Raw genomic sequence first — 26,030 nt, forward strand, 5'->3', positions numbered from 1 at the left:
GGGGAGGGAGCCCCGGCCGGGCTCCACGGCCGGGGCTCCCTGTGAGGGTGGGGGTCAGCGCCTGGGGCGCACGGGGAGCTCCTTCATGAGCGGATGAAGCCGTCGGGACACGGATATGTGAGCGCTAACACGACAGGCGGGCGAGGAAGGCCGCGCGCCCTGTGGCGCGGCTCAACCGCGGGGGGAGCTCACCGTGAGGTTCGAGGTGCCGCTGCTCTGGTAGCCCTCGGTCGCCAGGATCTCGTAGTTCATGGTGCCGAGGTTCATCCCGGACCTGGCCCAGGCGTCGAAGTGGTTCCCGACCGTGATGGTTCCGCCGGTCCGCTTGGCCCGGCGGACGCTCCAGTACTGGTTGAAGGTCCTGATGCCCTCGATCGAGGGGGCGTTGTAGCGCGTCGTCTCGTAGATGTCGTAGGTGCTGCCGTCGGTGGTGACGGTGCCCTTGTACGCGCCGGTGGGCTTGTAGGAGCCGTAGTTGTCGACCACGTAGTACTCGACGAGCGGGTTGGTGCTCCAGCCGTAGAGCGACAGGTAGGCGTTGCCGTTGGTGCTCCACGTGCCCGAGTACGTCACCGGGCTGCGCGAGCCGGTCCGCCAGCCCTTGCCGGCGACGAAGTTGCCCGCGTTGCCCCAGGAGGTGCCGTAGTTCCCGCCGCCGTTCAGGGACATCGAGACCGCACCGCGGCCCTCGGTCCAGAAGGAGTAGAAGTATCCGCCGTCGGTGCCGGTCTGATTGGTGGTCACGGTGGCGGCGTCGGCGGTGCCGGGCAGGAGCAGGACGACCGCGAGGGCCGGCGCGAGGACGGGCGCCCGGCCGGCGATCCGACGCAGGCGGCCGACCCTGCGGCTCCGGGCGTGGGGAGGGGTCATGGGGGGATCCGTTCTGCCGATGGGTGGGGGGTGGGACGGAACCCGGTGCCACCGCCGGTCGTGAACGGATGGGTAGGCCGAACGGCACCGTACGGTGGTACAGGGAACCGGGCGTGTCGCCACCACCGCTCCGCCCCGGGAGCGAGCCGGCGACACGTGCCCCGGATCCGGATCCGGATCCGGGGCATTCGCACGTGTCGACGGCGCCCAGTGTTGGTCTGCTCATGACGGGCTGTCAACGCTTTCGGCAGAGTCAACGAAAGAGTCGGTCGCCGGCGGGGCCGTGCTGCTGCGTTCGACCAGGCTGGTGGCCAGGTCCACCCGGAGCGTGCCGGGGCGCACCCCGCGCGACAGGTCGATCACCAGGCGGGCCGCCACCTCGGCCATCTCGGTCAGCGGCTGGCGCACGGTGGTCAGCGGCGGTCCCACCCAGCGGGCCAGCGGCAGGTCGTCGAAGCCGACCACGCTCAGGTCCTCCGGGATGCGCAGGCCCCGTTCCCGGGCGGCCTCGTACAGGCCGAGCGCCTGCAGGTCGTTCCCGGCGAACACGGCGGTCGGCCGGTCGGGCAGTCGCAGCAGCTCCAGGCCGAGCCGGTGTCCGGACTCGTGGTGGAAGTCGCCCTCGCGGACCAGCGCCGGGTCGTACGGGATGCCCGCGATGTCGAGCGCCGCCCGGTACCCGTCGGCCCGGGCCCGGCTGCACATCATCCGCGCGGGGCCGCCGATCAGGCCGATCCGGCGGTGGCCGAGGTCGAGCAGGTGCCGGGTGGCGGCGAGGCCGCCGTCCCAGTTGGTGGTGCCGACGGCGGGCACCTCCTGGCCGGGGTCGCCGGCCGGGTCCATCACCACGAACGGGATGTCCCGGTGGGCGAGTTGTTCGCGCAGCGAGCGGTCCAGGTCGGAGAGCACCAGCACCACGCCGGTGGGGCGGCGGGCGAGCACCCCGTCCACCCAGGACTGGCCGGGGCCGCGCCGCTCGGCGGATTCGGAGAGCACGATGCTCAGCCCCTCCGCGCGGACCGCGTTCTCGACCCCCCGGATCACCTCCACCGCCCAGGCGCTCTCCAACTCGTGGAAGACCAGCTCCAGCAGCGGGCTCGTCTTGCGGTTGCCGTGCCGCCGCCGGTAGCCGTGCCGGTGCAGCAGTTCCTCCACCCGCTCCCGGGTGGCCGGGGCGACGTCGGCCCGGCCGTTCAGCACTTTCGAAACGGTCGGGGCGGAGACCCCTGCTTCCTGCGCGATCTCGGCGAGCGTGGCCGCTCCGTTCACGGGTTCCTCCTGCACTGCCCCTGCTGGGCGGACTCCGTCATGGGTGTCGCGGTACGGCCGCGGGCGGTCCGTACCGCACGGATGCTAGCCCGCCGACGGGCCGGGAGCGGATCCCCCGGGAACTCTTGACTGACCATCAGCTCGGTTCTAGGTTGCCCACGGCATTCGGAAACGGTATCGAAACATTCGAGTCACGCGGTCGACCCCGCCGGCCGCCCCCCCACCGTCACCCCGCGACCTCCCTCCGCCCCCCACCCCCCGCACCGAAGGGACCCCTTCCATGAGCCGATCGATCCGCCGACTGTCCCTGTTCCTGGCGCCCGCGCTGACCGCCCTGGCCGTCGTGGCCCAGCCCCTGACCGCCCACGCCGCCGGGCCGGTCGAGACCCTGACCGACGGCTTCTACGTGGACCCCGACTCCAGCGCGCAGCAGTGGGTCAACGCCAACCGCTCCGACGGCCGCGCCGCCGCGATCCAGTCGTCGATCGCCAACGTGCCGACGGCGCGCTGGTTCGGCAACTGGAGCGGTGCCATCGGCACGGCGACCGGCGCCTACGTCGGTGCGGCCGCCGCCAAGGGCAAGCTGCCGGTCCTGGTCGCCTACAACATCCCGAACCGGGACATCTGCGCCGGTCAGTCCGGCGGCGGTGCGGGCAGCCCCGCCGCCTACGCGACCTGGATCGCCGCCTTCGCCAGTGGCATCGGCAGCCGGCCGGCGGTGGTCGTCCTGGAACCCGACTCGCTCGGCGACGAGACCTGCATGACGTCCGCCCAGATCGCCGAGCGCAACGCGATGCTGCGCAACGCCATCGCGCAGTTCAACGCCAAGGCCCCGAACACCCGGCTGTACCTGGACGCCGGCAACCCCGCCTGGCTGAGCGCCGACACCATGGCCCGGCACCTGGTCGACGCCGGGGTGAGCGGGGCCCACGGGTTCTCGCTGAACGTGTCCAACTTCGTCTCCACCGGGCAGAACACGGCGTACGGCAACGCCGTCAACGCGGCCCTGAGCGCGATGAAGGGGTTCACCAAGCCGTTCGTCGTCGACACCAGCCGCAACGGCAACGGCTCCGACGGCACCTGGTGCAACCCGTCCGGGCGGCGGATCGGCACGCCCTCCCAGTGGGGCGGCGGCGCCGAGATGCTGCTGTGGATCAAGGCGCCGGGCGAGTCCGACGGCAACTGCGGCACCGGCGCCGGGTCGAGCGCCGGACAGTTCCTGCCCGAGGTCGCCTACAAGATGATCTACGGCTACTGACGGCCACCGACCGGGTCGCCGGGGCGGACCTTCGCGATACATGGGATGGATCTGCGGGCGGAGCGGTGCCAGGGTGAAGGTCCGCGGCTGCGGCCTGACGAACGGCCAGGTGCCATCCGCCAGTCAGCGGGAGGCCGGTGATCGGGCGCCTTTCGAGACATGGGACCACCTGCTAGGTTGACGCCGTGTCCCTGACTGACAAAGCCATCGCCCGCATCCGTCGGATGATCCGTGACGGCGAGCTGCTCCCGGGGTCGAAGCTGCCCCCGGAGCAGCAGCTCGCGGCCGAGCTCGGTCTGTCCCGGAACCTGATGCGCGAGGCGGTCAAGTCGCTGGTCGTCGCCCGCGTCCTGGAGATCCGGCGCGGCGACGGCACCTATGTGACGAGCCTGGCGCCCGGCCTGCTGCTGGAAGGGCTCGGCGGCGCGGTCGAGTTGCTGCAGGGGGACACCGTCCTGGAACTCACCGAGGTACGCAGGCTCTTCGAGCCGGCCGCCACCGCGCTGGCCGCCACCCGCGCCACGGACGAGGACCTCGCCGAGGTGGAACGGCACCTGGCGGCCATGAGGGAGGCCCGGGACGACGCGGAGCTGCTGATCCAGCACGACGCGGCCTTCCACCGGGCGGTGATCCGCGCCACCCGCAACGAGACCCTGGCCACGCTGCTGGAGCACATCTCCGGACGCACCCTGAGCGCCCGGGCCTGGCGGGGGCTGGCCGACACGGACGCCGCCGAGCGCACCATCGCCGAGCACGAGGCGATCCACCAGGCCCTCGCCGCCCGTGACCCGAACCTCGCCCAGGCCGCGGCCCTGATGCACATCAGCACCACCGAACGCTGGCTGCGCGACCACCTGGCCCACGGCGGTCAGGCTCCCACCGTCCCCGGGCGGCAACCCGACCACCCCCGACCAGGAGCGGCCCGCCACCGAGGAGACCCGAGATGCGCACCGACCCTTCCGGACACCGGCCGGCACGTGACCGCCGGTACCGCCCCCTGACCCCCTTCTTCCGGCCCGGTGACCCGGACGCCGGCCCCGGCCGAGCCCCCGACCGGGAGGCCGCCGTGCCGACGGACACCCCTCGGCTCCGTACGGACCCGCTCTGGTACCGGCAGCCCGCCCAGGGCCTCCTGGAGGCGCTCCCGCTCGGCAACGGCCGCCTCGGCGCCCTGACGTACGGAGGCGTGCGCACCGAACGGATCGAGCTCAACGCGGACACCCTGTGGTCCGGCGGCCGCGGCCCCCGGGACCGCGCGGGCGCCGCCGCCCACCTCCCCGCCCTGCGCGCGGCCGTGCTGCGCGACCGCGACCACGCCCGCGCCCACGCGATCGCCGCCACCCACTTCGCGGGGCCCGACACCGAGGCGTACCAGCCGCTGGCCGCCCTCCTGCTCACCTTCCCGTCCCTCGGCGAGCAGCAACCCGCCGACTACCGGCGGGCGTTGGACCTCGACCGGGCCGTGCACAGCGTGTCGTTCACGGCCGGGGGAGTGCGGTACCGGAGGGAGGGCTTCGTCTCCGCCCCGGCCGGCGTGCTGGCCGTCCGCCTCAGCGCCGACACGCCCGGCGCCCTCGCCTTCCGCACAGGCCTCAGCACGCCCCACCCCGCCGCGGCCCCGGCCGTCGCACCCGGCACCGCCACCCTGTCGATCCACGGCCGCGCCCCCGTGGAGCTCCCGCACGGGCCCGACGAGCACCCGGTGTACCGGCCGGACGAGGGCACGGGCTTCGCGGCAGTTCTCCGGGTGCACCTGGTGAACGGCCACCTCGGCGCCGCCGACGGCGGGCTCCACGTCACCGGCGCCGACGAGGCGGTGCTCCTGCTCGCCGTCGGCACCGGCTACCGGGACTGGCGCCGGCGCCCCGAAGGCCCGGAGGCGGCGCTGGACGAGGCGCACCGCTGCCTGGACCTCCTCGACGGACAGGGCTGGGAGGAGCTGCGGGCGGCCCACGTGGCCGACCACCGGCGGCTCTTCGACGCGGCGGCACTCCGCCTGCACGGACCGCGGGACGCGGCGGCCCGGCCGACCGACGAACGCCTCGCCGCCGCCGGCGCGGGCGCCCCGGACCCCGGACTCGCCGCCCTGCTCTTCGCCTACGGCCGCTACCTGCTCATCGCGTCCTCCAGGCCCGGCACCCAGCCCGCGAACCTCCAGGGGATCTGGAACACCGAGGTCGCCCCGCCCTGGAACTCCGGCTGGACGTCGAACATCAACCTCCAGATGAACTACTGGCCCGCCGAGACGACCAATCTGGCGGAGTGCCACGAACCGCTGTTCGCCCTGGTCACCGACCTCGCCGAGGCCGGGCGCTCCACCGCGAAGGCCTCCTACGGCGCGCCCGGCTGGTGCTGCCACCACAACGTGGACGTCTGGCGCGCCACCAACCCCGTCCAGGGGGACCCGGTCTGGGCCCACTGGCCCATGGCGGGCCCCTGGCTGGCCGCCCACCTGTGGGAGCACCACCTCTTCCACGGCGACCGCGCCTTCCTCGCCGACCGCGCCTACCCCGTCATGCGCGAGGCCGCCCGGTTCCTCACCCACCTCCTGGTCGAGGACACCGACGGCACCCTGGTGACCTGTCCGTCCACCTCCCCCGAGCACCACTTCCGGCTGCCCGACGGCGCCCTGGCCGCCGTCGACGCCGGCTGCGCCATGGACCACTGGCTGGCCGCCGAACTGCTCGACAACACCGCCGCCGCGGCGCGCGAACTCGGGATCGACCAGGCCTTCGCGGAGGAACTGACCCGCGTCCGCGCCCGGCTGCGCCCGCCCGCCCTGGGAGCGGACGGCCGCCTGCTGGAGTGGCGGGCCGACCTCCCCGAGGAGGACCCGGGCCACCGCCACCTCTCCCACCTCTACGGCCTCTACCCGGGCAGCGCCGTCGACCCGCTCGGCGACGACACCTACCTCCGCCCGGCCCGCCGCGCGCTGGACCGCCGGCTGGACCACGGTGGCGGCGGCACCGGCTGGAGCCTCGCCTGGGTCGCCGCGCTCGCCGCCCGCCTGGGCGACGGTGCCCTCGCCGGACGGGCCGTCGAGCGCCTGATCGAAACCTCGATCGCCCCCAACCTCCTCGACCTGCACCCCCCGCGGCTCTTCCAGATCGACGGCAACTTCGGCATCACCGCCGCCATCGCCGAGGCCCTGCTGCAGAGCCACAACGGCGTCCTGCGGCTGCTGCCCGCCCTGCCGCCGTCCTGGCCCGCCGGCGACGTCCACGGCCTGCGCGCCCGGGGCGGCCTCACCGTCGGGCTGAGCTGGCGCCGCGGCCTGCTGACCGGCGCCGAGCTGCGGGCCGCCCGGGACACGACCGTCGATCTGCACCTGCCGCCGCGCGCGGGCCTGGCCGTTCTCAGCGACCAGGACGGCCGGTTGGTCGAGGCTGCCGCGGTCCCCGGCGACCCGCGGTGCCGGAGGGTCCGCCTCGTGGCGGGCGGGCGGTACCGGCTCTCCTACCCGGACCCGGGCGTGGGGCACTGAGCGGGCGAACCGCTACCGCGCGTCGGGCGGGGGAGGGATGGTCGCGGTACCGGGGGCCGGTTCCGGCCAGACCAGCAGCACGGGACACGGCGCGTGGTCGACCACGAAACGGGTCGCGGGGCCGAGGCTGTGCGGCCCGAGGCGGGTGCGGTCGCCGTCGCGCGCGAGCACGAGCAGCTCGGCGCCCTCGGCGGCCGCGACGACCTCGCGCTCGACGCGTCCGGTGCGCTCCGTGCGGGCGCACGGCCGGCCCAGGCGCTCGGCCGCGGCCTCCAGGAGGTGCTGGGCGGAGGCGGCCGCCAGGGTCTCCACCCGGGTGCCCGGGTCCCGCTCGCGGTGGCCGCGGCCGAGCAGCCCGGCGAACGCGCCGTGCGCGACGCCCGGCACCTCCTGGCCGCTGACGTGGAGCAGGACGACCTCCGCGCCCTGCGGCGCGTGCGCGCGGGCGGCGTCCACGCAGGCGGGCCAGGTGCCCTCGGTGATCCAGACGACGACGGTCACGGGCTCATCCTCCTCATGGTCCGGGTGCTGCTCGTGCTCGACGTCCTGTTCGGAAGTCCTGCTCGGAAGTCCTGTTCGGGAGTCTCCTGTTCGGGGGCCCCGCTCAGAAGAGCTGCAGCGACCCCCACAGTGCCACCACGGCCGCGACCAGGGCGGCGGGCACGACGAGCAGCCCGAGCCGGGTGAACTCGCCCAGGCCGATGTCGGTGTCGTGCTCGCGGACGATGCGCCGCCACAGCAGGGTGGCCAGCGAGCCGGCGTAGGTGAGGTTGGGGCCGATGTTCACCCCGAGCAGCACCGCGAGCACCGCCCCGGCACCGGACGGGACGGCCAACGGCAGCAGCACCAGAGTGGCCGGCAGGTTGTTGATGACGTTCGCCAGCACCGCCGCCAGCGCCGCCGTGCCGAGCAGCGCGGCCAGCGAGGTGCCGTGCGGGACGAGGTGTCCCAGCGCGGAGGCCAGCCCGTTGTCGACCACGGCCCGCACCACGATGCCGAGGGCCAGCACGAAGGCCAGGAACGGCACCGCGGCCGAACGGACGATCGCCGCCGGGGTGGTGCTCCGCCGGACCAGCGCCCGCCCGGCCAGCGCGAGGGCTCCGGCCAGCGCCGCCCAGGCCGGATCGACACCGATGATCGAGGTGAGGACGAATCCGGCGAGCGTGCAGACGACGGTGACCAGGGCGAACAGCGGCATCTCCGGTGCCGTCACCTCCTCTCCGGCCGGGGCGCCCGCGTCCAGGTCGGCGGCGAAGAACCGGCGCAGCACCACGTACTCCACGGCGATGGCGGCCAGCCACGGCAGCGCCATCAGCGCGGCGAACCGGGTGAAGCTCAGCCCGCTGGCGGCGAAGGCCAGCAGGTTGGTGAGGTTGGAGACCGGCAGCAGCAGCGAAGCCGTGTTGGACAGGTGGGTGCAGGCGTAGACGTGCGGCTTGGGCCGGGCGCCGAGACGGGCCGCGGTCACGAACACCACCGGGGTGAGCAGCACCACGGTCGCGTCCAGACTGAGCACCGCCGTGACCACCGAGGCGACCACGAACACCTGCGCCAGCAGCCGCCGCGGACTCCCGGCGGAGGTCCGGGCCATCCACGCCCCGCAGGCCCGGAACAGGCCCTCGTCGTCACAGAGCTGCGCCAGCACCAGGACCGCCGCGAGGAAGCCGATCACCGGCCCCAGCCGCTCGGCCTCGGCCGCCGCGTGGGCCGGGGAGATCGCGCCGGTGGCGATCACCAGTCCCGCGGCGGGCACCGCGACCACCGCCTCCGGCCACCCCCACGGCCGCACCACCGCACAGACCAGCACCAGCGCCAGCAGACCGATCGACAGCGCTTCCGCGAACGACGTACTCAGGGGACTGCTCCTTGCAGGCGACGGTGACAGCACACGCAATCCAACCGGAAAGACCAGGTCACGGCCGGTCGGTGCGGGCCAACCGTACGCGGTGCCCACCCGGTGGACGCAAGGCGCTCCGAGCGGACGGCCGACCGGACCACGGCGTGGGGGGGCCCCGGGGGGGGCCCCCCCGGGGGGGGCCGCCGGGGGGGGGGGGGGCCGCCCCGGCGGGGGCCCCCCCCGGGGGGGGGGGGGGGGGGGGGGGGGGGGGGGGGGGGGCCCCCCCCCCGCCCCGGCCCCCCCCGCGGGCCCCCCCCCCCCCCCCGCCGGCCCCCCCCCCCCCCCGCGGGCCCCCCCCCGGGGGGCCCCCCCCCCCCCGCCCCCCCCACGGCCGGGGCTGCCGGGCCCGCTCCGGTCAGGCGCCGACCGGCAGGACGGAGGTGGGTTCGGCGATCGCGAAGGGCTCCCCGGCGGGGGAGAGGCGCCCGGACGCCGGGTCGCGGTGGAAGGCCGTCAGGGTGTCGGAATCCTGGTTGGCGCAGAACAGCAGCCGCCCGTCGGGGGTCAGGGCGATGTCGCGGGGCCAGGAGCCGCCGCACGGGACGATCTCGACCGGCTCGACGCTCGCCCCGCCGTCCTGGAGGGCCTGCACGGTGATCGCGTCGTCGCCCCGGTTGGTCGTGTAGAGGAACCGGCCGTCCGCGGACACCCGCACGGCGGCCGCGTAGTTGGCGTTCGGTGCGCCCGGATCCCGGCGCGTCGCCAGCTCGGCGACCGGTTCGAGGCGGCCGGAGAGCGTGTCCCAGGTGCAGACGGTGAGGGTGGACGACAGCTCGTTGAGGACGTAGGCGTACCCGGCCGAAGGGTGGAAGGCGAGGTGCCGGGGGCCGCTGCCGTCCGGCAGCACGGTCGTCCCGTGCGCGCTGAGCCGGCCGGTGGCCGGAGCGAAGGCGTAGATGTGGACCCGGTCGGTGCCGAGGTCGGTGCACAGCAGGAAGCGCCCGTCCGGCGAGGGGGCGGCCATGTGGGCGTGCGGCGTGGTGCGCAGCTCGCCGGAGGCCTCCCGGCCGGAGTGACGGATCGTCTGCACCGGCTCGGCGGCGGCGATCGTGTCCCCGGCGCCGGTGGGCAGCACGGACAGGACGCCGTCGCCGTAGTGGGCTGCGAACAGGTGCGAGCCGCCGGGGTGGACCGCGAGGTGGCAGGGGCCGGCGCCACCGCTGGGGGTGGTGGCGGGCAGGCTGAGGAGGCCGGTGCCGGGGTCGATCCGCAGGGACAGGACCTGCCCGGACTCCTCCTCCAGGACGGCGTGCAGGACCGGCCGGGTCGGGTCGAGGGCGGCGTAGGAGGGCCGGTCGACCGGCACCGTCCCGACGAGCTCCATGGCGCCGGCGTCGTCGTAGCGGACGGTGGACAGGCCGGCTCCGCGGCTGCCGGCCGGGGCGGCACTGCCGATGATCAGCGTGCCGCCGGCGGCCGTGGTCGGGGGGTGGTTCACGGGTGGTCGCGCTCCGTGGGTCGGGGGGCACCGCCGGCCGGTGGTGCCGACGGCGGGTGCAGCTCGCCGCTGCGCGCCACCCGGGCGTACCAGCGGGCGCTGGCCTTGGGGGTGCGGGCCAGGGTGGAGTAGTCGACGTGGACCAGGCCGAAGCGCTTGGCGTAGCCGTACGCCCACTCGAAGTTGTCCAGCAGCGACCAGGCGAAGTAGCCGCGCACGTCCGCGCCGTCGGCCAGGGCGCGGTGGACGGCCGTCAGGTGGCCGTGGAGGTAGGCGGTGCGGTCCCGGTCGTCGACCGTGCCGTCCGCGCCGATCTCGTCCTCGTACGCGGCGCCGTTCTCGGTGACGATCAGCGGCAGGCCCGGGTGGCGGCGGGCGAGGTCGGTCAGCAGCTGGTGGAGGCCGGAGGGGTCGACGGGCCAGCCCATCGCGGTCCGCTCGCCCGGTGCCGGGTGGAAGCCGACCCGGTCCGCGCCCGGCCAGGGCGAGGCGGCGCCGCCGCCGTGGCCGTCCTCGCGGGCGGCGGCGCTGCCCGCGGCGGTCGCGGAGACGACGGTGGGCGTGTAGTAGTTGACGCCCAGCCAGTCCAGCGGCTGGTGGATCTCCTTCTCGTCCCCGGCCCGGAGGAAGGCCCAGTCGGTCAGGTGGGCGGTGTCCGCCAGCAGGTCCTCGGGGTAGCCGCCCTCCAGCATCGGGCCGAGGAACACCCGGTTGCCGACGGCGTCGATCCGGCGCACCGCGTCCTGGTCGGCGTCGGACGGGGTGAGCGGGCGCAGGACGTGCAGGTTGAGCGAGGCGGACAGCTGCGCGTCGGCGGGCAGGACGCCGCGCAGCGCGGTGACGGCCAGGCCGTGGCCGAGGTTGAGGTGGTGGGCGGCCCGCAGGGCGTCCACCGGGTCGGTCCGGCCGGGGGCGTGGACACCGGAGCCGTAGCCGAGGAAGGCGCTGCACCAGGGCTCGTTGAGGGTGGTCCACCGGCCGATCCGGTCCCCGAGGGCCTCGCCCGTCAGCGCGGCGTACTCGGCGAACCGCTCGGCGGTCGCGCGCTCGGGCCAGCCGCCGGCCGCCTCCAGCTCCTGCGGGAGGTCCCAGTGGTAGAGCGTGGCGACGGGCGTGATCCCGGCGGCGAGCAGCTCGTCGGCGAGGCGGCGGTAGAAGTCCAGGCCCCGCTGGGAGGCCGGGCCGCGGCCGGTGGGCTGGACGCGCGGCCAGGAGACGGAGAAGCGGTAGGCGGTCAGTCCGAGCCCGGCCATCAGCCGGACGTCCTCGCGGAAGCGGTGGTAGTGGTCGACCGCGACCTCGCCGGTGTGGTCCTGGAAGACCTTGCCGGGGGTGCGGCAGAAGGTGTCCCAGATCGAGGCGGTGCGGCCGTCCTCGGCGGTGGCGCCCTCCACCTGGTAGGCGGAGGTGGCCGCGCCCCAGAGGAAGCCGGCCGGGAAGCGGGGCGGCGGGTCGGCCGGAGCCGGCGCCTGGGGGAGCGGGCGGGCGGGGGGAAGGGGCACGGCTGCTCCTCACGACGGGCGGACGGCGTGACGTGGGAGCGCTCCCACATCCCACGCGGAAGGTTCCTGCCTCAGCTGATCCGGTGTCAAGGGCCGGCGCCGAATTGCCCTCGGGCTTCGAGGCGTTGGAATCCCGAGCGCGATGTCCCGATCACGGATACGCCATGGCGGCGCCGCGTGTCGCTGATCTAGGATGCGCAGCCAAGCGGCGGGAGGCCGGCGACGGCGGCGGAAGGCGCGTGGGCGGTGGGCGGACGGCAGACCGGAAGACCGACCCTGGAGGAAGTCGCGGCCCGGGCCGGTGTCGGGCGCGGCACGGTGTCCCGGGTGATCAACGGCTCGGAGCGGGTGAGCGACCGCGCGAAGGAAGCGGTGACGCGAGCCGTCGCGGAGCTCGGTTACGTGCCCGACCGGGCCGCCCGGGCCCTGGCCGGCAGCCGGACCGACGCGGTCGCGCTGGTCGTGCCCGAGACCGAGGCGCGGCTGTTCGCGGAACCGTACTTCCTGGACATCATCCGTGGCGTGAGTGCCGAACTGGGCGCGGCGGACAAGCAGTTGCTGCTCACGCTGATCCGCACCGAGCAGGAGCGGCAGCGCTTCGAGCAGTACCTCGCCGCCCAGCGGGTGGACGGCGTGCTGCTGGTCTCCGTCCACCGGGACGACCCGCTGCCGGACCAGGTGCGCGCGCTGGGCCTGCCGGCCGTGCTCAACGGGCGGCGCTCGGCGCGGGAGCCGGTGGCGTACGTCGACTCCGACAACGTGGGGGCCGGCCGTTCGGCCGTGGACCACCTGGCCGGACGCGGCCGGTGCCGAATCGCCACCATCACCGGCCCGCCCGACATGGACGCCGCCCACGGGCGGCTCTCCGGCTACCGCGAGGGACTGGCGGCGGCCGGGCTGCCCGTGGACGAACGCCTCGTCGCCGCCGGGGACTTCACGGAGGACGGCGGCCGCCGGGCGATGCGCGAGCTGCTGGAGCGGTGCCCCGACCTGGACGCGGTGTTCGCCGCCTCCGACCTGATGGCGGTGGGCGCCCTCGCCGTCCTGCGGGCCAGGGGCCTGGACGTGCCCGGCGACGTCGCGCTGGTGGGCGTCGACGACTCGCCGGTGGCCCGCCACCTCGACCCGCCGCTGACCACCGTCCGCCAGCCGATCGAGGAGATGGGCCGCACGATGGCCGGGCTCCTGCTGCGGCAGATCGCCGGTGAGGACGGCCCGGAGCCGTCCCGTCTGGTGCTGCCGACCGAGCTGGTGGTGCGGAGGTCCTCCTGACGGGGTCTTCTGACGGCGGCTCCTGACGGGGTCTGCTGTCGGGTCCTCCTGACGGGGGGCCCGGAGGGATTCGCCTGGGGTACCCGCCGACCGTCCGGAGCGCCGACGGCGCTCCGGACGGTCGGCGGCGTTCGCCGCTACAGCGCCGGGTAGGCGTTCTTCAGCAGCTGCTGGAACTGGGCGGAGAACCACTCCCCGGCCAGCGGCGCGTCCGGCAGCGCACCGGACATGCTGTAGTTGTTCCGCGGGTTGCCGGTGTACGTCGGGTCGCACATCCGGTCGAAGCCCTTGCCGTCGTTGTTCGGGATCTCCTTGCTCGCCCCGTCCGACTCACCCGGGGGCTTCATCCAGACGTAGGCGTCGATGCCCGCAGCGGGAGCCGCCTGCGGCCGCTCCCCGAGGCCCGCGCCGGCCTGGTTGCACCAGTTGCCGGTCTGGAAGCGCCGGTCGTAGCGCCCGCCGTCCACGTACGTGTCGACGCTCGTCTTCGGCCCGGGCCCGGACGGCCGGGCGGTGCCGCCCCAGCCGTTGCGCGAGGTGTCGATCAGCATGCCGAGCTTGGGGTCGAAGCCGATCGAGACCAGCTTGGCCCGCATCGCCTGCGCGTAGGACAGCTCGTCGGTGTACCGGTTCCAGTCGACCCACTTGGACTGGCGCACGGAGGTGCCGTTGACGCTGTCGTCGATGCTGAAGTTGCTCTCCTTGAGCGCGCTGTAGTTCGCCGTGTTGACGATGAAGCCGGCCACGTTGGCGAGGGTCGAACCCTCGGCCGTCGCGGCCTGCTTGAACAGGTCCGCGGACGCGCCGAAGTTGTCGTCCCAGCCGAGCCAGCCGTGGTGGCCCGCGTCGACGTAGTTGTACACGTTGGGCACGGCCCCCAGCTTCTTGAGCGCGTAGCCGACGCCGGTGATGTAGTTGCCGTTGGCCTTCATCACGTCGCACGCGGGGGTCGCGGTGGCGCGCGGCGTGGTGTTGGTGGCCAGGTTCGGCAGCGAGTCGATCTCCACCGCCGTGACGATGCGCAGCCCCGCGTACTTCGGATCGGCGAGGATCGCCGCGATCGGGTCGATGAACTCCGTCTTGTACCGGCCGATCTCGGTCGGGCCGAGCTCGCCGTTGGAGGCGAGCGCCGAGCAGTCCCGGCCGGGCAGGTCGTAGATGACGAGCTGGACGACGAGCTCGCCGCTGCCCTTCTGGCGCAGCGCCTCGTCGAGGTGGGCGCGCAGCCCCATCCTGCCGTTGGCGCCGGCGATGGCGGCGATCCGGTCGATCCAGATGCCGGTGGGCTGGTTGGCGACCTTGCTGCCGCCCGGCTCGGCGGCGGCGTGCGCGGACCACTCGGGGTTCACGTAGACCTTCGCGCCGGCGTACGGGTTGTCGACGCGGCCGCCGGGCTGCGTGGTGGGCGTGCCGGTGGGGGTGGCCGTGGGGGTGGCGGTGGGCGTGGAGGTGGGCGTGCCGGTGGGGGTGGGGCTGGGGGTGGGTGTCGTGGTGGAGCCGTCGCAGAGCACGCCGTTGAGCTTGAAGGCGGTGGGCACCGGGTTGGCGCCGCTGTACGAGGCGTTGAAGCCGAAGGAGGTGGAACCGCCGGTCGCCAGGCTGCCGTTGTACGACATGCTCCGGGCGGTCACGTCGGCCCCCGACTGGCTGATGGTCGCGTTCCAGCCCTGGGTGACCTGCTGTCCGCCGGCGAAGCTCCACTCCAGCGTCCAGGAGGCCACCGGGTCACCGGTGTTGGTGACGACGACGTTGGCGCCGAAGCCGGTGTTCCACTGGTTGGAGACCTGGTAGTCGACCCGGCAGCCGGCCGTGGCGGCGCCCGCGGAGGCGGACAGCACGGTGGCGGTGGCACCGCTCGCGGTGATCAGGGCGAGGGCGGCGAGCAGGGCCGTCCGGCTGCTGCGCAGCCTGTCGAGGGTGGGGCCGGTGGGGGGCGTGGGGCGTGTGGTGCGGCTCATGGTGTGGGGGGTCCCTTTCGGTGAATGGTCGTCCTGGTGTGTGGTGGTGTCCCTGTGGGTCGGTGTTCCGGTGTTCCGGTGCCGCGGCGTCCCCGGTGGCCGTTCAGCGTCCGGTCAGGCTGCGCAGGTGGTCGCGCAGCCCGGTGCCGTACGCGGTGGGGGTGCCGTCGTAACCGCTGATCAGGGCAGGACCGGAGGAGCAGTCCCAGGTGTTCCAGGTCCAGCCCAGGTAGGAGAGCCCGCGGTCGTCGGACCACGTCATGACGCGGTCGACGAACGCGTGCCCGCAGGTGTTCTCACCGATCTCGCCCGCCACGAGCGGGACCCGGGCGGCGATCGGAGCCAGGGTGGAGGTCCAGCAGGTCTCGCTGGCACAGGAGTTGAAGTTGTACACGTGCCAGGCGGCGGCGAGTTGGCCGGTCGGATCCGTCGGGGCGTGGGCGAGCCAGCCGCTCAGGTCGTTCGCGTAGGCGATGCCGGGGACGAGTACGACGTTGCGGGAGCCGGTGGCCCGGACGGCGTCCACCAGGTCCTGCATGCCGGCCACCTCGTAGCCGATGCCCGGGCAGGTGCCGCCGTCGCGCCAGCAGGCCCAGGCCTGGTCGGTGGTGGCGGTGGCCCGGTCCGGGTAGGGCTCGTTGAACAGGTCGAAGACCACCCGGCGGTCGTCCTTGAAGGTGTTCGCCACCGAGGTCCAGAAGGCCGGCGCGTACTGGGCGTCCGGCATCGGCTTCTGGCAGGAGGCGTGCACGTCCGAGCAGCCCGCCGACGCGCCGGTGTACTGCCCGTACGTCCAGTGGAGTTCGACCACGGGGGTCATGCCGTGCGCGAGGACCCGGCCCACCAGCGCCTTGACGGCGTCGACGTACGCGGTGCCCCGGTACTCGGGCCGGATGTCGTCCAGGCCGAGCCAGCACTCCTCGTTGAGCGTGATGCGGACGGTGTTGGCCCGCCAGTCCGCGATCGCCTGGACCGCGGCGTCGTCCACCGGGCCGTCGAAGATCCCGTGGCCCTGGACGCACATGTACTCGCCGCCGGAGCGGTTGACGCCGAGCAGTCGGCGGGTGGTGCCGCTCGGGTCGGTCAGCCGGTTGCCGCTGACGCCGAGCTCGGGCGCGCCGGCGGGTGTGCCGGTAGGTGTGCCGGTCGGGGACGGTGTGGTCGGGGATGTCGTGGGGGTGGGGCTGGGCGTGGGCGGTGTGGATGAACCACCCGTGCAGGCAAGGCCGTTGAGGGTGAAGTCGGTCGGCGCGGGGTTGCTGCCGGACCAGGAGCCGAGGAGTCCGAGGGTGACGCCGGCGCCGGTGCCGAGCGAGGCGTTCCAACTCTCGTTCACCGCCGTGACGGTGGCGCCGGACTGGGACCAGGTGGCGTTCCAGCCCTGGGTGAGGCGCTGGCCGCCGGCGAAGGCGAAGCCGAGGTGCCAACCGGTGGTGGGCGCACCGTTGTTGGTCACGGACACGGAGGCCTGGAAGCCGCCGTCCCACTGGTTGACCGTCGAGTAGACCACCGAACAGGCGGATGGTGGGGCGGTGTCCGTGCCCGCACCCGCCGCGGCGGACACGGCGGACACGGCGCTCGCCAGGGTGAGGACCGCGCCGCCGAGCAGCGCCGAGAGACGTGGGGGGTGTCGCATGAGCGACTCCTCGCAGCGAGGACGCGCCGCTCCCGGCGCGTCGACTGACGGAATCGCTCCCACTGGTGGGCACCGACGGTAGCGCCAACTACCACCCAGGAGAAGGGGAGTTGCGCGGATTCCTCGGCCAAGGTGTTCGACGCTTCACGCCCCTTGACCGACCCGGGGGCATCCCGCACAGTGGGAGCGCTCCCACTGGTTGTTCAGCTGCGCAGACTCCACTGCTGGTTGCCCGCGCCCGAGCAGGACCACAGCTGGATCTTCGTCCCGTTCGCCGTGCCCGTGCCGGCCGCGTCCAGGCACAGGCCCGACTGCACTCCGGTGATCGTGCCGTCGGAGTTGACGTTCCACTGCTGGTTGGCCTGGCCGTTGCAGTCCCAGACCACCACCGCGGTGCCGTTGCCGGTCCCCCCGGCCGAGGCGTCCAGGCACTTGGTCCCGTAGACCATGAGGTGCCTGCCCGCGGTGGCGGTCCACCGCTGGTTGGTTCCGCCGTGGCAGTCCCACAGCTGCGCCTGGGTGCCGTTGGTCGTGGCGGAGCCGGGGACGTCCACGCAGCGGCCCGACGCCCGGCCCACGATCTCCTGGTCGCCGCCGGGCGTGGGGGTGGGAGTGCCGGAGCCGAACTGCCCGAAGAACTTCCACACCTCACCGGAGGTCCAGGTGCGCCAGCCGTCGCAGGTGCACCCGTCGATCGGCCCGGGGTCGTGGCCTGCCCCGTCGAACGCGGCCCAGACCACCGGATAGCCGGACTTGCACCCGGAGTAGGCGGTGACGACGTGCGTCAGGCTGCCGGAGGCCGGCTCCGGCGGGTTCTGCGGGGTGCAGCCGTTGTTCCTGACGAACTGATCGCGCAGCTCCCGCCCGGACGAGATGGCCAGGACGTTGTCCCGCAGGCCGTGGAGCCCCATGTAGGCGACCGGCTGCGCGCCGCCGCTGCATCCGCTGAGGTTCGCCCCCGCGTAGACCGCGACCGCCCGGAAGACCGTCGGCCGGGCGCAGGCGAGCGCGTAGCTCATCGCGGCGCCGTAGCTGAAACCGGCGGAGAAGAGCTGGGTCGGGTCGACGCACAGGCCGGCCTCTAGCTGCCTGGTCAGGTCGTCGACGAAGGTGACGTCCTGGCCGTTGGAGTTGGCCCAGCCGTTGTCGAGACCCTGGGGCGCGACGAAGATGGTGCCGTTGCCGGCGTTGTCCGCCAGGCGCCGGAGGCCGTAGTAGGACCAGTCGTACCCGTCGGTGCCGCCGGAGTCGACGTCATGGGCGGTGCCGCCCCGCCAGTGGAACCCGAAGACCAGCCGGTAGGGGTGGTTCTGGTCGTACGTGGTGGGGAGCCTCAGGACGTAGCCGCGGTTCCGGCCGTTGCTGGTGATCGTGTGGGCGCCGCTCGCCAGCGACGGCGCCTTGCCGCAACCGCCGGTGCCCGCGGCGGTGCTGATCGGAGCGGCGGTGCTGATCGGAGCGGCGGCGCGGACCGGAGCGGCGTTCGCGCTGTAGCCGAGGCCCAGCGCCATGCTGAGCGCGGCCGCGAGGACGACCACCGCGGACCGTAGGGGCGTGAACGAGGACCTGCGTTTCAATGTGCTCTTCCTTCGCTGTGGGTGGACAGGAGGTCAGGGCGCCGGACGGCGGAACTTCTGCCGTCCGGTTGAAACGGTTCGATCGAGCGAGGGCGGACCCTCGGTGATGCCGGGCAGGCTCACGGGGAGGGAGCCCCAGCCGTGATCGGCTGGGGTTCCCCGTGGTGGCTCAGGAACGGCTCAGCGCTGGAGGGTGAGGAGGCCCGGGCGCCAGGGGAGCTGGTCGTAGGGGCCGGTCGCGGCGGGGGACTTGCCCTGGTAGAGGAGCTGGAGGTGGCAGGGGTCGATGGTCATGGTCTGGTCCGGGTTGTCGCGGACCAGGTCGCCGTGGCTGATGTCGTTGGTCCAGCCGGCGCCGCTGTTGGCCTTGCCGGCGAAGGGGTTGTTCTCGGTGGCGGCCTGCGGGGTCCAGGGGCCGCCGAGGCTGGTGGCGGTGAAGGAGCGGAAGTAGCGCTGCTCGCTGGCGCCTCGGGCCTCGACGATCATCAGGTACTGGTTCTGGTCCTTGACCTTGTAGACCTGGGGCGCCTCGAAGAGGTTCTTCACGCTGTCGGTCATGACGGTGGTGTACGAGGAGCCGAAGTTGCCGGGGAAGTTCCCGATCGGCATGCTCGCCCGGTAGATGCTCCCGTTGTCACCCGCGAAGAACAGGTACATGTTCTGGTCGTCGCCGATCAGGGTCTGGTCGATCGGGCCGGTGCCGGATCCCGGGATGCTGCCGGTGAACAGGGGCTGCGGCGCGGACCAGCCGTTGGGGTTGGTCGGGTCGCTGGAGGTGCGGTAGCTGAACGGCCACTGGCCCCACTGGTAGGCGAGCACCCAGATCTTCTTGGGGGCGAAGTAGAACAGGGTGGGCGCCACCGCGTTCTGGTTCATGCCGGTCTGACCGGCCGAGGCCATGGACGACCAGTCGGTGAACGGGCTGAACATCATCGAGCCGTACGAGGAGCCGTTCACGTTCGAGGCGTAGACCAGGTGCTTGCCCTGGTACACCACGTCGGTGAAGTCCTTCACCGACGCCCAGCCGTTCTTGGGCTCGGCCAGTGCGCCGGTCGAGGACCAGCGGTAGGTCGACGGCAGAGGGCAGGCGCCGCCCGGCGGAGTGGAGGACAGGCCGGCCCACTTCTGGTTGCCGCCGCCGTTGCACGTCCAGATCTGCACCGCCGTGCCGTTGGCCGTGCCGGCGCCGCTGACGTCCAGGCACAGCCCGGACTCCACGCCGACCACCGTGCCGTCGGCGTTCACCCGCCACTGCTGGTTGGCGCCGCCGCTGCAGGTCCAGATCTGCACCCGGGTGCCGGCCGTGGTGGCGTGGCCGGGGACGTCGAGGCACTTGTTGCCGTAGACGGTGAGCTGGTTGCCGGACGCGGCCGTCCACAGCTGGTTGGCCCCGTTGGAGCAGTCGTAGATCTGCACGGACGCGCCGTCGCTCTGGCTGGCGTTCTGCACGTCGAGACAGCGGCCGGAGCCGACACCGCGCAAGGCACCGCTGGTGGCCGCCTGGGCCGCCGGACCGGCGACGAGCATCGCCGCCAGCGCCGCCACGGCCGCCACCACGGCGGTGAGCACCACGGACGAACGCGGGCGGGACACCCGCGGGCGGCTCACTTGAAGCTCCAGTGCTGGTTGGCGCCGCCGGTGGCGTCCCAGATCTGGACGGCGGTGCCGTTGCCGGTCTGGCCGCCGGGGGTCTCCAGGGCGCGGCCGCTGGCGACGTTGGTGAGGGTGTAGGTGCCGTCGCCGTTGCGGGCGGCCCTCCAGTGCTGGTTGGCACCGCCGTTGGCGTCCCAGACCTGCATCCTCGTCCCGTTGCCCGTCTGGTTGCCCGGCTGGTCCAGGACCCTGCCGCTGGCGAGGTTGGTCAGGGTGTAGCTGCCGTCACCGTTGCGGTCGGCCCGCCACTGCTGGTTGGCGGCCCCGCTGGCGTCCCAGACCTGGAGCGGGGTGCCGTTGCCGTTCTGGCCGGCGGGCTCGTCGAGGACGCGCCCGGCAGCGGCGGAGGAGAGCGCGTAGACGGCGCCGGAGACGATGTCCCCGCTCGGGGTGCCGCCGCCGGCGCCGTTGAGGGCGGTGAGCACCGAGCCGTAGGCGGCCTTCTTGTTGCCGTTGCCGTCGAACAGCAGGGGGTTCTCACCGGTGCGCCAGGAGTCGCTGTCGCGGATGCCCCAGACGGTGATGCCGGTGCAGCGGGGGGTGTCGAGGCAGGCCTTGACGGTGTCGGTGTAGGCGTTGGCGGGGGCCTGGGCGATGTCGAGCTCGGTGAGCTGGACGTCCACGCCGAGGGCGGCGAAGTTGGTCAGGGTGGTGCGGAAGCTCGCCGGGGCGCCGCCGGCGCCGAAGTGGCTCTGGAAGCCGACGCAGTCGATCGGGACGCCGCGGGACTTGAAGTCCTTGACCATGCGGTAGACGCCCTGGGTCTTGGCGTCGGACCAGTTCTCGATGTTGTAGTCGTTGTAGCAGAGCTTGGCCGCGGGGTCGGCGTTCCGGGCGGTGCGGAAGGCCTGCTCGATGAAGCCGTCGCCCAGCACGTCCTGGAAGACCGAGCTGCGGTGGCGGCCGCTGCCGTCGTCGCTGAAGGCCTCGTTGACCACGTCCCAGGCGTAGATCTTGCCCTTGTAGTGGGTGGCCTCCTGGGTGATGTGGTTGTCCATCACGCCGCGCAGGGTGTTGGCGTCGTTGATGGACTTGACCCAGCCGGGCAGTTGGGAGTGCCACACCAGGGTGTGGCCGCGCATCTTCTGGCCGTGTGCGGCGGCGTGGTTGACGATCGTGTCGGCGGGGCCGAAGTTGAACGAGCCGCGGGAGGGCTCGGTGGTGTCCCACTTCATCTCGTTCTCCGGGGTGATCGTGCCGAACTCCCGGTCGAGGATGGTGGAGTACGTGGCGTCGCCGAGCCGGCCCGCGGCCACCGCGGTGCCGAAGTAGCGGCCGCTGCCGGCCGCCGCCGCACCCAGCGTGCCCGCCCCGGCGCCGTGGGCGGCGGGGCTCGCGGTGATGACCGTGACCGAGCTGACGGCGAGGCACGCGGCTGCCGTCAGGACCTTGCGGGGACGCTTCCTTTGAGTGAGCCATGACATGACGGATCGTGCTCCTTCGGGTGGGGAGTGGCCTCCGCGCCGGTGGGGGCCGGCGCCTCGTCCCGGCGGGAGGGATCGTCCTGACGTGTCGACGCGCCTGTGAGCGCTAACAATTCACGCGGAGGCGCGCCCTGACCGACATGTCCAGGCGGACCCTCAGGCAAGGCGATGCGCGTCGTCAGGAGGAGCCTGACGGCGTCGCGAAGGCGGTGCACGGAGTCGACCGGTCACCGACGCCGCTGACCCGACGTCGGCTGGCGAACACGACCCCGATCCGGGGCCGCAGTTCGGACTTGTCGACGGCGACAGTGTTGGCCCGGGTCCGAGAGGCTGTCAACGCTTTCGGTCGGAACTTCGACAGGGTTCGCCCGCTCTCGCGCCGGTGAACCGGGACGTTGGGCCGGCGTCGGCCCTGGTCGCAGCGGGCGCGAGGGGGCCGGGGACGGATCCGGCATCCCAGCCCCAGTTTCGAAAGTTTCGAGAGCGGTAGCCGGGAAAGTCCGGGCCGGACCGCGCCCGGCTCAGCGCCGGCCGGGCGGGACGGTGCTGGAGCGCACCACCAGGGTGGTCGAGAGTTCGAGCCGGGTGGGCCTCGCCGGGGCCTCCCCGGTGCGCAGGGCGAGGATCAGGCGGGTGGCCTGTTCGCCCATCTCGCGCAGGGGTTGGCGGACGGTGGTCAGCGCGGGGCTGCTCCACTGGGCGATGTCCAGGTCGTCGTAGCCGACCACGGACAGGTCCTCGGGCACGCGCAGGCCGCAGACCCGGGCGGCCTCCATGACGCCGAGCGCCTGCAGGTCGCTGCCGGCGAAGATCGCGGTGGGCGGCTTCGGGAGCTCCAACAGCCGCTTGGCGCGGGCGAATCCGCCCTCCGCGTGGAAGTCGCCGAACGCGGTCAGGGCGGGGTCGACCCCGAGGCCGGCCATGGACATCGCCGAGCGGTAGCCGTCCAGCCGGGCCAGCGAGCAGAGGGTGTCCGCGGGGCCGGTGACGATGGCGATGCGCCGGTGGCCGAGGTCGATCAGGTGCCGGGTGGCGGCGAGACCGCCGGCCCAGTTCGCCGAGCCCACCGAGGGCACGTCCGGATCGGGGTTGCCGGCCGGGTCGATGATCACGAACGGGATGGACCGCGCGCGCAGTTGGCGCTTCAGCTCGGGCGGCAGGCTGGAGAAGACCAGGACCACCCCGAGGGGGCGCCGGCGCAGCACCGCCTCGATCCACTCCGGCCCCGGGGCGTGGCGCGAACCGCTGCGGGTGACCACCATCGCGGCCCCGTGCTCGCTGGCCACGGCCTCGACGCCGCGCAGGAGTTCCATCGCCCAGAGGCTGTCGAGCTCGTGGAAGACGATCTCGACGAGGGGTGCTTCGGCGCTGCTGCGCGCGGCGCGCCGGTAGTCGTGGGCGCGCAGGATCCGCTCGACCCGGACGCGGGTGGGCGCCGAGACGTCGGTGCGGCCGTTGAGAACCTTCGAAACCGTCGAAACGGAGACCTCGGCCTCACGCGCGATGTCGGCCAGCGTCACCCGCCCCAGTTCATCGCCCTTGTCCATGGACGCAGCATAGGCCACGGGCGACGCACGGCAGTTGACGCATCACGCTTCAGTAACCCTCGGTACGGGGGATTGACCCGAAACGTCTTCGCAACCTAGCGTCCGGCGCAGCGTGGATTTCGAGAAGCGGATCGAAACTTTAGGAGACTGCTGATGAAGCGACGCGCGTTAGTCGGTGCGCTCGGCCTGACCGTGGCCCTGGTGGGGATGACCGCCTGCGGCAGTGGAGGGTCCTCCGCCGGCGGGGACTCCGGCACGATCCACGTGCTGGTCTACGGGGACGCCAGCAACAAGGTCGAGAAGCAACTGGTCGAGACCTTCAACAAGACCTCGAAGGTCAAGGCCGTCCTGGACACCATCCCCGGTGCGGACTACCAGGCCAAGCTGAACACCGTCATCAACACCCCGCAGGCGCCGGACGTCTTCTTCAACTGGGGCGGCGGCAGCATCCAGCCCTACGTGAAGTCCGGCCTCTTGCTCCCCCTGGACGACATGATCGCCGCGGACCCGGGGCTGAAGGGCAACTTCCTGCCCTCGGTGTTCAACACCGCGGTGATCGACGGCAAGTCCTACGGCGTCCCCATGCGCGGCACCCAGCCCGTGCTGCTGTTCCACAACAAGAAGGTGCTGGCCGACGCGGGCGTGAGCGTTCCGAAGACCTGGGACGACCTGCTCGACGCCGTCCGGGTGCTCAAGGCCAAGGGCGTCACCCCCTTCGCCCTCGGCGGTGGTGACCAGTGGCCGACCCTGATGTGGTACGAGTACGTCTTCGACCGCGTGGCGGGCCCCGAGCTGTTCCAGAAGGCGCTGTCCGGCGACAAGAGCGCCTGGGAGAGCGAGGACGCGAAGAAGGCCCTGGGCATGCTCAAGCAGCTGGTCGACGCCGGCGCGTTCGGCTCGAACTTCGACTCGGTCAAGTTCACCGACGGGGGCTCTCCGGCCCTGCTCGCCAAGGGCAAGGCGGCCTTCGAGCTGATGGGTTCCTGGGAGTACGCCACCCAGCAGGACGCCAACCCCGACTTCGCCAAGGGCAACCTCGGGTACAGCGGCTTCCCCGGCATCGCCGGCGGCAAGGGCGACCCGGCCGACGTGGTCGGCAACACCAACAACTTCTACTCGGTGCTGAAGAAGACCAAGCACCCCGAGGCGGCGGCCGCCTTCCTGAAGCTCATGTACTCCGACGAGTTCGTGAAGGCGCAGCTGGCGATCGGCAACCTGCCGACCACCACCAACACCGAGCAGTTCCTCGGCACCGCGGCCAACCCCGACTACTCGAAGTACCAGTACGACCTGGTCAAGGCCGCCCCCTCGTTCCAGCTGTCCTGGGACCAGGCGTACCCGCCGGCCGCCAACACGCCGATCCACACCGCCGTCCAGCAGTTCTTCAACGGCAAGCTCGACGTGGACGGCTTCGTCAAGGCCATGCAGGCCCTGCCGGCCTCCTGAGGGGAACCGCCATGAGTGCTTCCTCCTTCGTGTCCGCGTCCGGCCGCCGCCGACGGGGCGCCGGCCGGGTTCCCCGCCCCCGGGCGGCGAGCCGGGCCGGCGTCGGGGTGACCCGTCCGGGCCTCCTCTGGGCGGTCCCCGCGACGGTGTTCTTCCTGGTGTTCGCGATCGTGCCGCTGGTGCTGGTGGCGGTCCTCTCGTTCACCGACTGGAACGGCGTCGACGCCCCCCGGTTCAACGGCCTCGCCAACTGGACCAAGCTGCTGCACGACCCGGTGATGACGCAGAGCATCTGGCTGACCCTGGTGCTGACCGTGGCCGGCGTGGTCGTGCAGACCCCGGTGAGCATCCTGCTGGGTGTGTGGGCGGCCGGTCACCAGCGCAACCGCGCCGTGCTGTCCGCGATCTTCTTCGTCCCGCTGCTGCTGTCCGCGACCGCGGTGTCGGTGGTGTGGCGCGCCATCCTGGACCCCAACTTCGGGGTGCCCTCCGAGCTGGACTGGCTGTTCGGCGACGGGAACCTGATGGGCAGTCAGGCCGGTGGCCTCGCGGTGCTCACCTTCGTCGGCATGTGGCAGTGGACGCCCATGCACGCCCTGCTCTACCAGGGCGGCGCCCGGGCGATCCCGCCGGTGCTCTACCAGGCCGCGGCGATCGACGGCGCGGGCAAGGTGCGGCAGTTCCTCCACATCACCCTGCCGCAGCTGCGCAACACCGCCATCACCTCGATGATCCTCATGGTGGTCGGCGGGCTCACCACCTTCGACACCGTCCTCATCCTCACCCAGGGCGGTCCCGGCACCGACACCACCAACAGCGCCTACTACATGTACCGACAGGCCTTCAAGAGCTTCGACTTCGGCGCCGGCTCGGCGATCGCGCTGGTCCTCGTGGTGGCCGCCACGCTGATCTCGCTCGCCGTCGTGCGCCTGTCCGGCTACGACCGGATGCGCAGCACCACGGAGGGACTGTGATGCGCCGGCGCCCCAACCACCTCGCCGGGCTCGGCTCGCTGGTCTGGCTGGCCGTGGTGGGCTTCCCGCTGTACGTCCTGCTGATCTCCACGTTCCGGACCCGCTCCAACTACTCCTCGCAGGGGCCGCTCACCTTCCCCTCCGAGCTGACCCTGCAGAACTACGTCGACGACTTCTCCAACGGCTTCGGCCAGGACTTCCTCAACACGCTCCTGGTCACCGTGAGCGTGGTCGCCATCGTGCTGCTCGTGGTGCCCCCGCTCGCCTACGCCATCGTGCGGGCCCGGGGCAGGACCATCGGCACCGTGTTCCGGATCTTCCTGCTGGGGCTGGCGATCCCGGCGCAGGCCGTGATCGTGCCGATGTTCTACGTCATCAGCAAGGCCGGCCTCTACGACCACCTGATCGGCGTCATCCTGCCCACCGCGGCGTTCTGCCTGCCGGTGTGCACGCTGGTCCTCACCGGGGCCATGCGGGACATCTCCGGGGAGCTCTACGAGGCCATGGCCATGGACGGCGCCTCGCCGTGGCGGGTGTTCTGGCAGCTGGTGCTGCCGCTGTCCAGGGGCGGTCTGTCGTCCGTCGTGGTGTTCGCCGCCCTGCAGGCGTGGAACGGCTTCCTGTTCCCGCTGATCCTCACCCAGTCGGAGGGCACCAAGGTCATCACCCTCGGCCTGTACGACTTCCAGACCGAGCACGGCGTCGACGTGCCCGGCCTGCTCAGCGCCGTCGTGCTGTCGATGCTCCCCGTCTTCGTCGTCTACCTGTTCGCCCGACGTGCCTTGGTCCAGGGCCTCATGGGCGTCCGAGGAAAGTGACCGGCCA

Annotated in this window: 19 protein-coding genes; 7 read left to right on the forward strand and 12 right to left on the reverse strand. The window is 72.9% G+C overall.

Annotated features, from left to right (window positions below):
- Window positions 1-171: 171 nt before the first annotated feature.
- Entirely contained in the window at window positions 172-870 is a 699-nt protein-coding gene (locus ACIRD3_RS19410; RefSeq protein WP_402217908.1) for a glycoside hydrolase family 11 protein, read from the reverse strand.
- Window positions 871-1,092: 222 nt separating this feature from the next.
- The gene (locus ACIRD3_RS19415; protein WP_402217911.1) at window positions 1,093-2,139 is read right to left on the reverse strand and encodes a LacI family DNA-binding transcriptional regulator; all 1,047 of its coding nucleotides are present in this window, start codon (window positions 2,137-2,139) and stop codon (window positions 1,093-1,095) included.
- Between the two features lie 280 nt (window positions 2,140-2,419).
- On the opposite strand from ACIRD3_RS19415, the gene ACIRD3_RS19420 reads away from it, so the two are divergent.
- From ACIRD3_RS19420 to ACIRD3_RS19430, 3 genes are all read left to right on the forward strand, one after another.
- On the forward strand, window positions 2,420-3,397 hold the full coding sequence (locus ACIRD3_RS19420) for a glycoside hydrolase family 6 protein (protein ID WP_402217913.1): 978 nt from the start codon (window positions 2,420-2,422) through the stop codon (window positions 3,395-3,397).
- Window positions 3,398-3,582: 185 nt separating this feature from the next.
- Window positions 3,583-4,398 carry a FadR/GntR family transcriptional regulator gene (locus ACIRD3_RS19425; protein ID WP_402217916.1) on the forward strand — a complete coding sequence of 272 codons (816 nt, stop codon included), beginning with the start codon at window positions 3,583-3,585 and terminating at the stop codon, window positions 4,396-4,398.
- Entirely contained in the window at window positions 4,341-6,881 is a 2,541-nt protein-coding gene (locus ACIRD3_RS19430; protein ID WP_402217919.1) for a glycosyl hydrolase family 95 catalytic domain-containing protein, read from the forward strand. Before ACIRD3_RS19425 ends, ACIRD3_RS19430 begins: the two co-directional genes overlap by 58 nt.
- A 12-nt stretch (window positions 6,882-6,893) precedes the next feature.
- Here ACIRD3_RS19430 and ACIRD3_RS19435 read toward each other — a convergent pair whose 3' ends face one another.
- The 4 genes from ACIRD3_RS19435 to ACIRD3_RS19450 all read right to left on the reverse strand — a co-directional run bounded on the left by ACIRD3_RS19435 (window position 6,894) and on the right by ACIRD3_RS19450 (window position 11,718).
- Entirely contained in the window at window positions 6,894-7,382 is a 489-nt protein-coding gene (locus ACIRD3_RS19435; RefSeq protein ID WP_402217921.1) for a universal stress protein, read from the reverse strand.
- Between the two features lie 103 nt (window positions 7,383-7,485).
- Window positions 7,486-8,736 (reverse strand): SLC13 family permease, encoded by a 1,251-nt coding sequence (locus ACIRD3_RS19440; RefSeq protein WP_402218277.1) that lies wholly within the window; start codon window positions 8,734-8,736, stop codon window positions 7,486-7,488.
- Between the two features lie 397 nt (window positions 8,737-9,133).
- Window positions 9,134-10,216 carry a lactonase family protein gene (locus ACIRD3_RS19445; protein ID WP_402217923.1) on the reverse strand — a complete coding sequence of 361 codons (1,083 nt, stop codon included), beginning with the start codon at window positions 10,214-10,216 and terminating at the stop codon, window positions 9,134-9,136.
- Window positions 10,213-11,718: a GH1 family beta-glucosidase gene (locus ACIRD3_RS19450; protein ID WP_402217926.1), complete on the reverse strand. Its 1,506-nt coding sequence runs from the start codon at window positions 11,716-11,718 to the stop codon at window positions 10,213-10,215. Before ACIRD3_RS19450 ends, ACIRD3_RS19445 begins: the two co-directional genes overlap by 4 nt.
- A gap of 246 nt (window positions 11,719-11,964) precedes the next feature.
- Between ACIRD3_RS19450 and ACIRD3_RS19455 the strand changes: the two genes are divergently transcribed.
- Window positions 11,965-12,990 carry a LacI family DNA-binding transcriptional regulator gene (locus ACIRD3_RS19455; protein ID WP_402217928.1) on the forward strand — a complete coding sequence of 342 codons (1,026 nt, stop codon included), beginning with the start codon at window positions 11,965-11,967 and terminating at the stop codon, window positions 12,988-12,990.
- Between the two features lie 137 nt (window positions 12,991-13,127).
- Here ACIRD3_RS19455 and ACIRD3_RS19460 read toward each other — a convergent pair whose 3' ends face one another.
- From ACIRD3_RS19460 to ACIRD3_RS19485, 6 genes are all read right to left on the reverse strand, one after another.
- Window positions 13,128-14,948 (reverse strand): glycoside hydrolase family 6 protein, encoded by a 1,821-nt coding sequence (locus ACIRD3_RS19460; protein WP_402217931.1) that lies wholly within the window; start codon window positions 14,946-14,948, stop codon window positions 13,128-13,130.
- A 103-nt stretch (window positions 14,949-15,051) separates the two neighbouring features.
- The gene (locus ACIRD3_RS19465) at window positions 15,052-16,584 is read right to left on the reverse strand and encodes a cellulose binding domain-containing protein (RefSeq protein WP_402217934.1); all 1,533 of its coding nucleotides are present in this window, start codon (window positions 16,582-16,584) and stop codon (window positions 15,052-15,054) included.
- Between the two features lie 203 nt (window positions 16,585-16,787).
- Window positions 16,788-18,095 carry an RICIN domain-containing protein gene (locus ACIRD3_RS19470; protein ID WP_402218278.1) on the reverse strand — a complete coding sequence of 436 codons (1,308 nt, stop codon included), beginning with the start codon at window positions 18,093-18,095 and terminating at the stop codon, window positions 16,788-16,790.
- Between the two features lie 246 nt (window positions 18,096-18,341).
- On the reverse strand, window positions 18,342-19,688 hold the full coding sequence (locus ACIRD3_RS19475; protein ID WP_402218280.1) for a non-reducing end alpha-L-arabinofuranosidase family hydrolase: 1,347 nt from the start codon (window positions 19,686-19,688) through the stop codon (window positions 18,342-18,344).
- Window positions 19,689-19,765: 77 nt separating this feature from the next.
- Entirely contained in the window at window positions 19,766-21,238 is a 1,473-nt protein-coding gene (locus ACIRD3_RS19480) for an endo-1,4-beta-xylanase (protein WP_402217937.1), read from the reverse strand.
- 521 nt (window positions 21,239-21,759) lie between these two features.
- A complete protein-coding gene (locus ACIRD3_RS19485; protein WP_402217940.1) occupies window positions 21,760-22,785 on the reverse strand; it encodes a LacI family DNA-binding transcriptional regulator in 1,026 nt (341 codons plus the stop codon).
- A 153-nt stretch (window positions 22,786-22,938) separates the two neighbouring features.
- Between ACIRD3_RS19485 and ACIRD3_RS19490 the strand changes: the two genes are divergently transcribed.
- The 3 genes from ACIRD3_RS19490 to ACIRD3_RS19500 are packed head-to-tail and all read left to right on the forward strand — an operon-like array spanning window position 22,939 to window position 26,023.
- On the forward strand, window positions 22,939-24,231 hold the full coding sequence (locus tag ACIRD3_RS19490) for an ABC transporter substrate-binding protein (protein ID WP_402217943.1): 1,293 nt from the start codon (window positions 22,939-22,941) through the stop codon (window positions 24,229-24,231).
- A gap of 11 nt (window positions 24,232-24,242) precedes the next feature.
- Window positions 24,243-25,205: a carbohydrate ABC transporter permease gene (locus ACIRD3_RS19495; protein WP_402217945.1), complete on the forward strand. Its 963-nt coding sequence runs from the start codon at window positions 24,243-24,245 to the stop codon at window positions 25,203-25,205.
- Window positions 25,205-26,023 (forward strand): carbohydrate ABC transporter permease, encoded by an 819-nt coding sequence (locus ACIRD3_RS19500; protein WP_402217948.1) that lies wholly within the window; start codon window positions 25,205-25,207, stop codon window positions 26,021-26,023. The genes ACIRD3_RS19495 and ACIRD3_RS19500 overlap by 1 nt, the downstream gene beginning before the upstream one ends.
- The last annotated feature ends 7 nt before the right edge of the window (window positions 26,024-26,030 follow it).

Source organism: Kitasatospora sp. NPDC093550, from assembly GCF_044764985.1.
Classification (GTDB): Bacteria; Actinomycetota; Actinomycetes; order Streptomycetales; family Streptomycetaceae; genus Kitasatospora.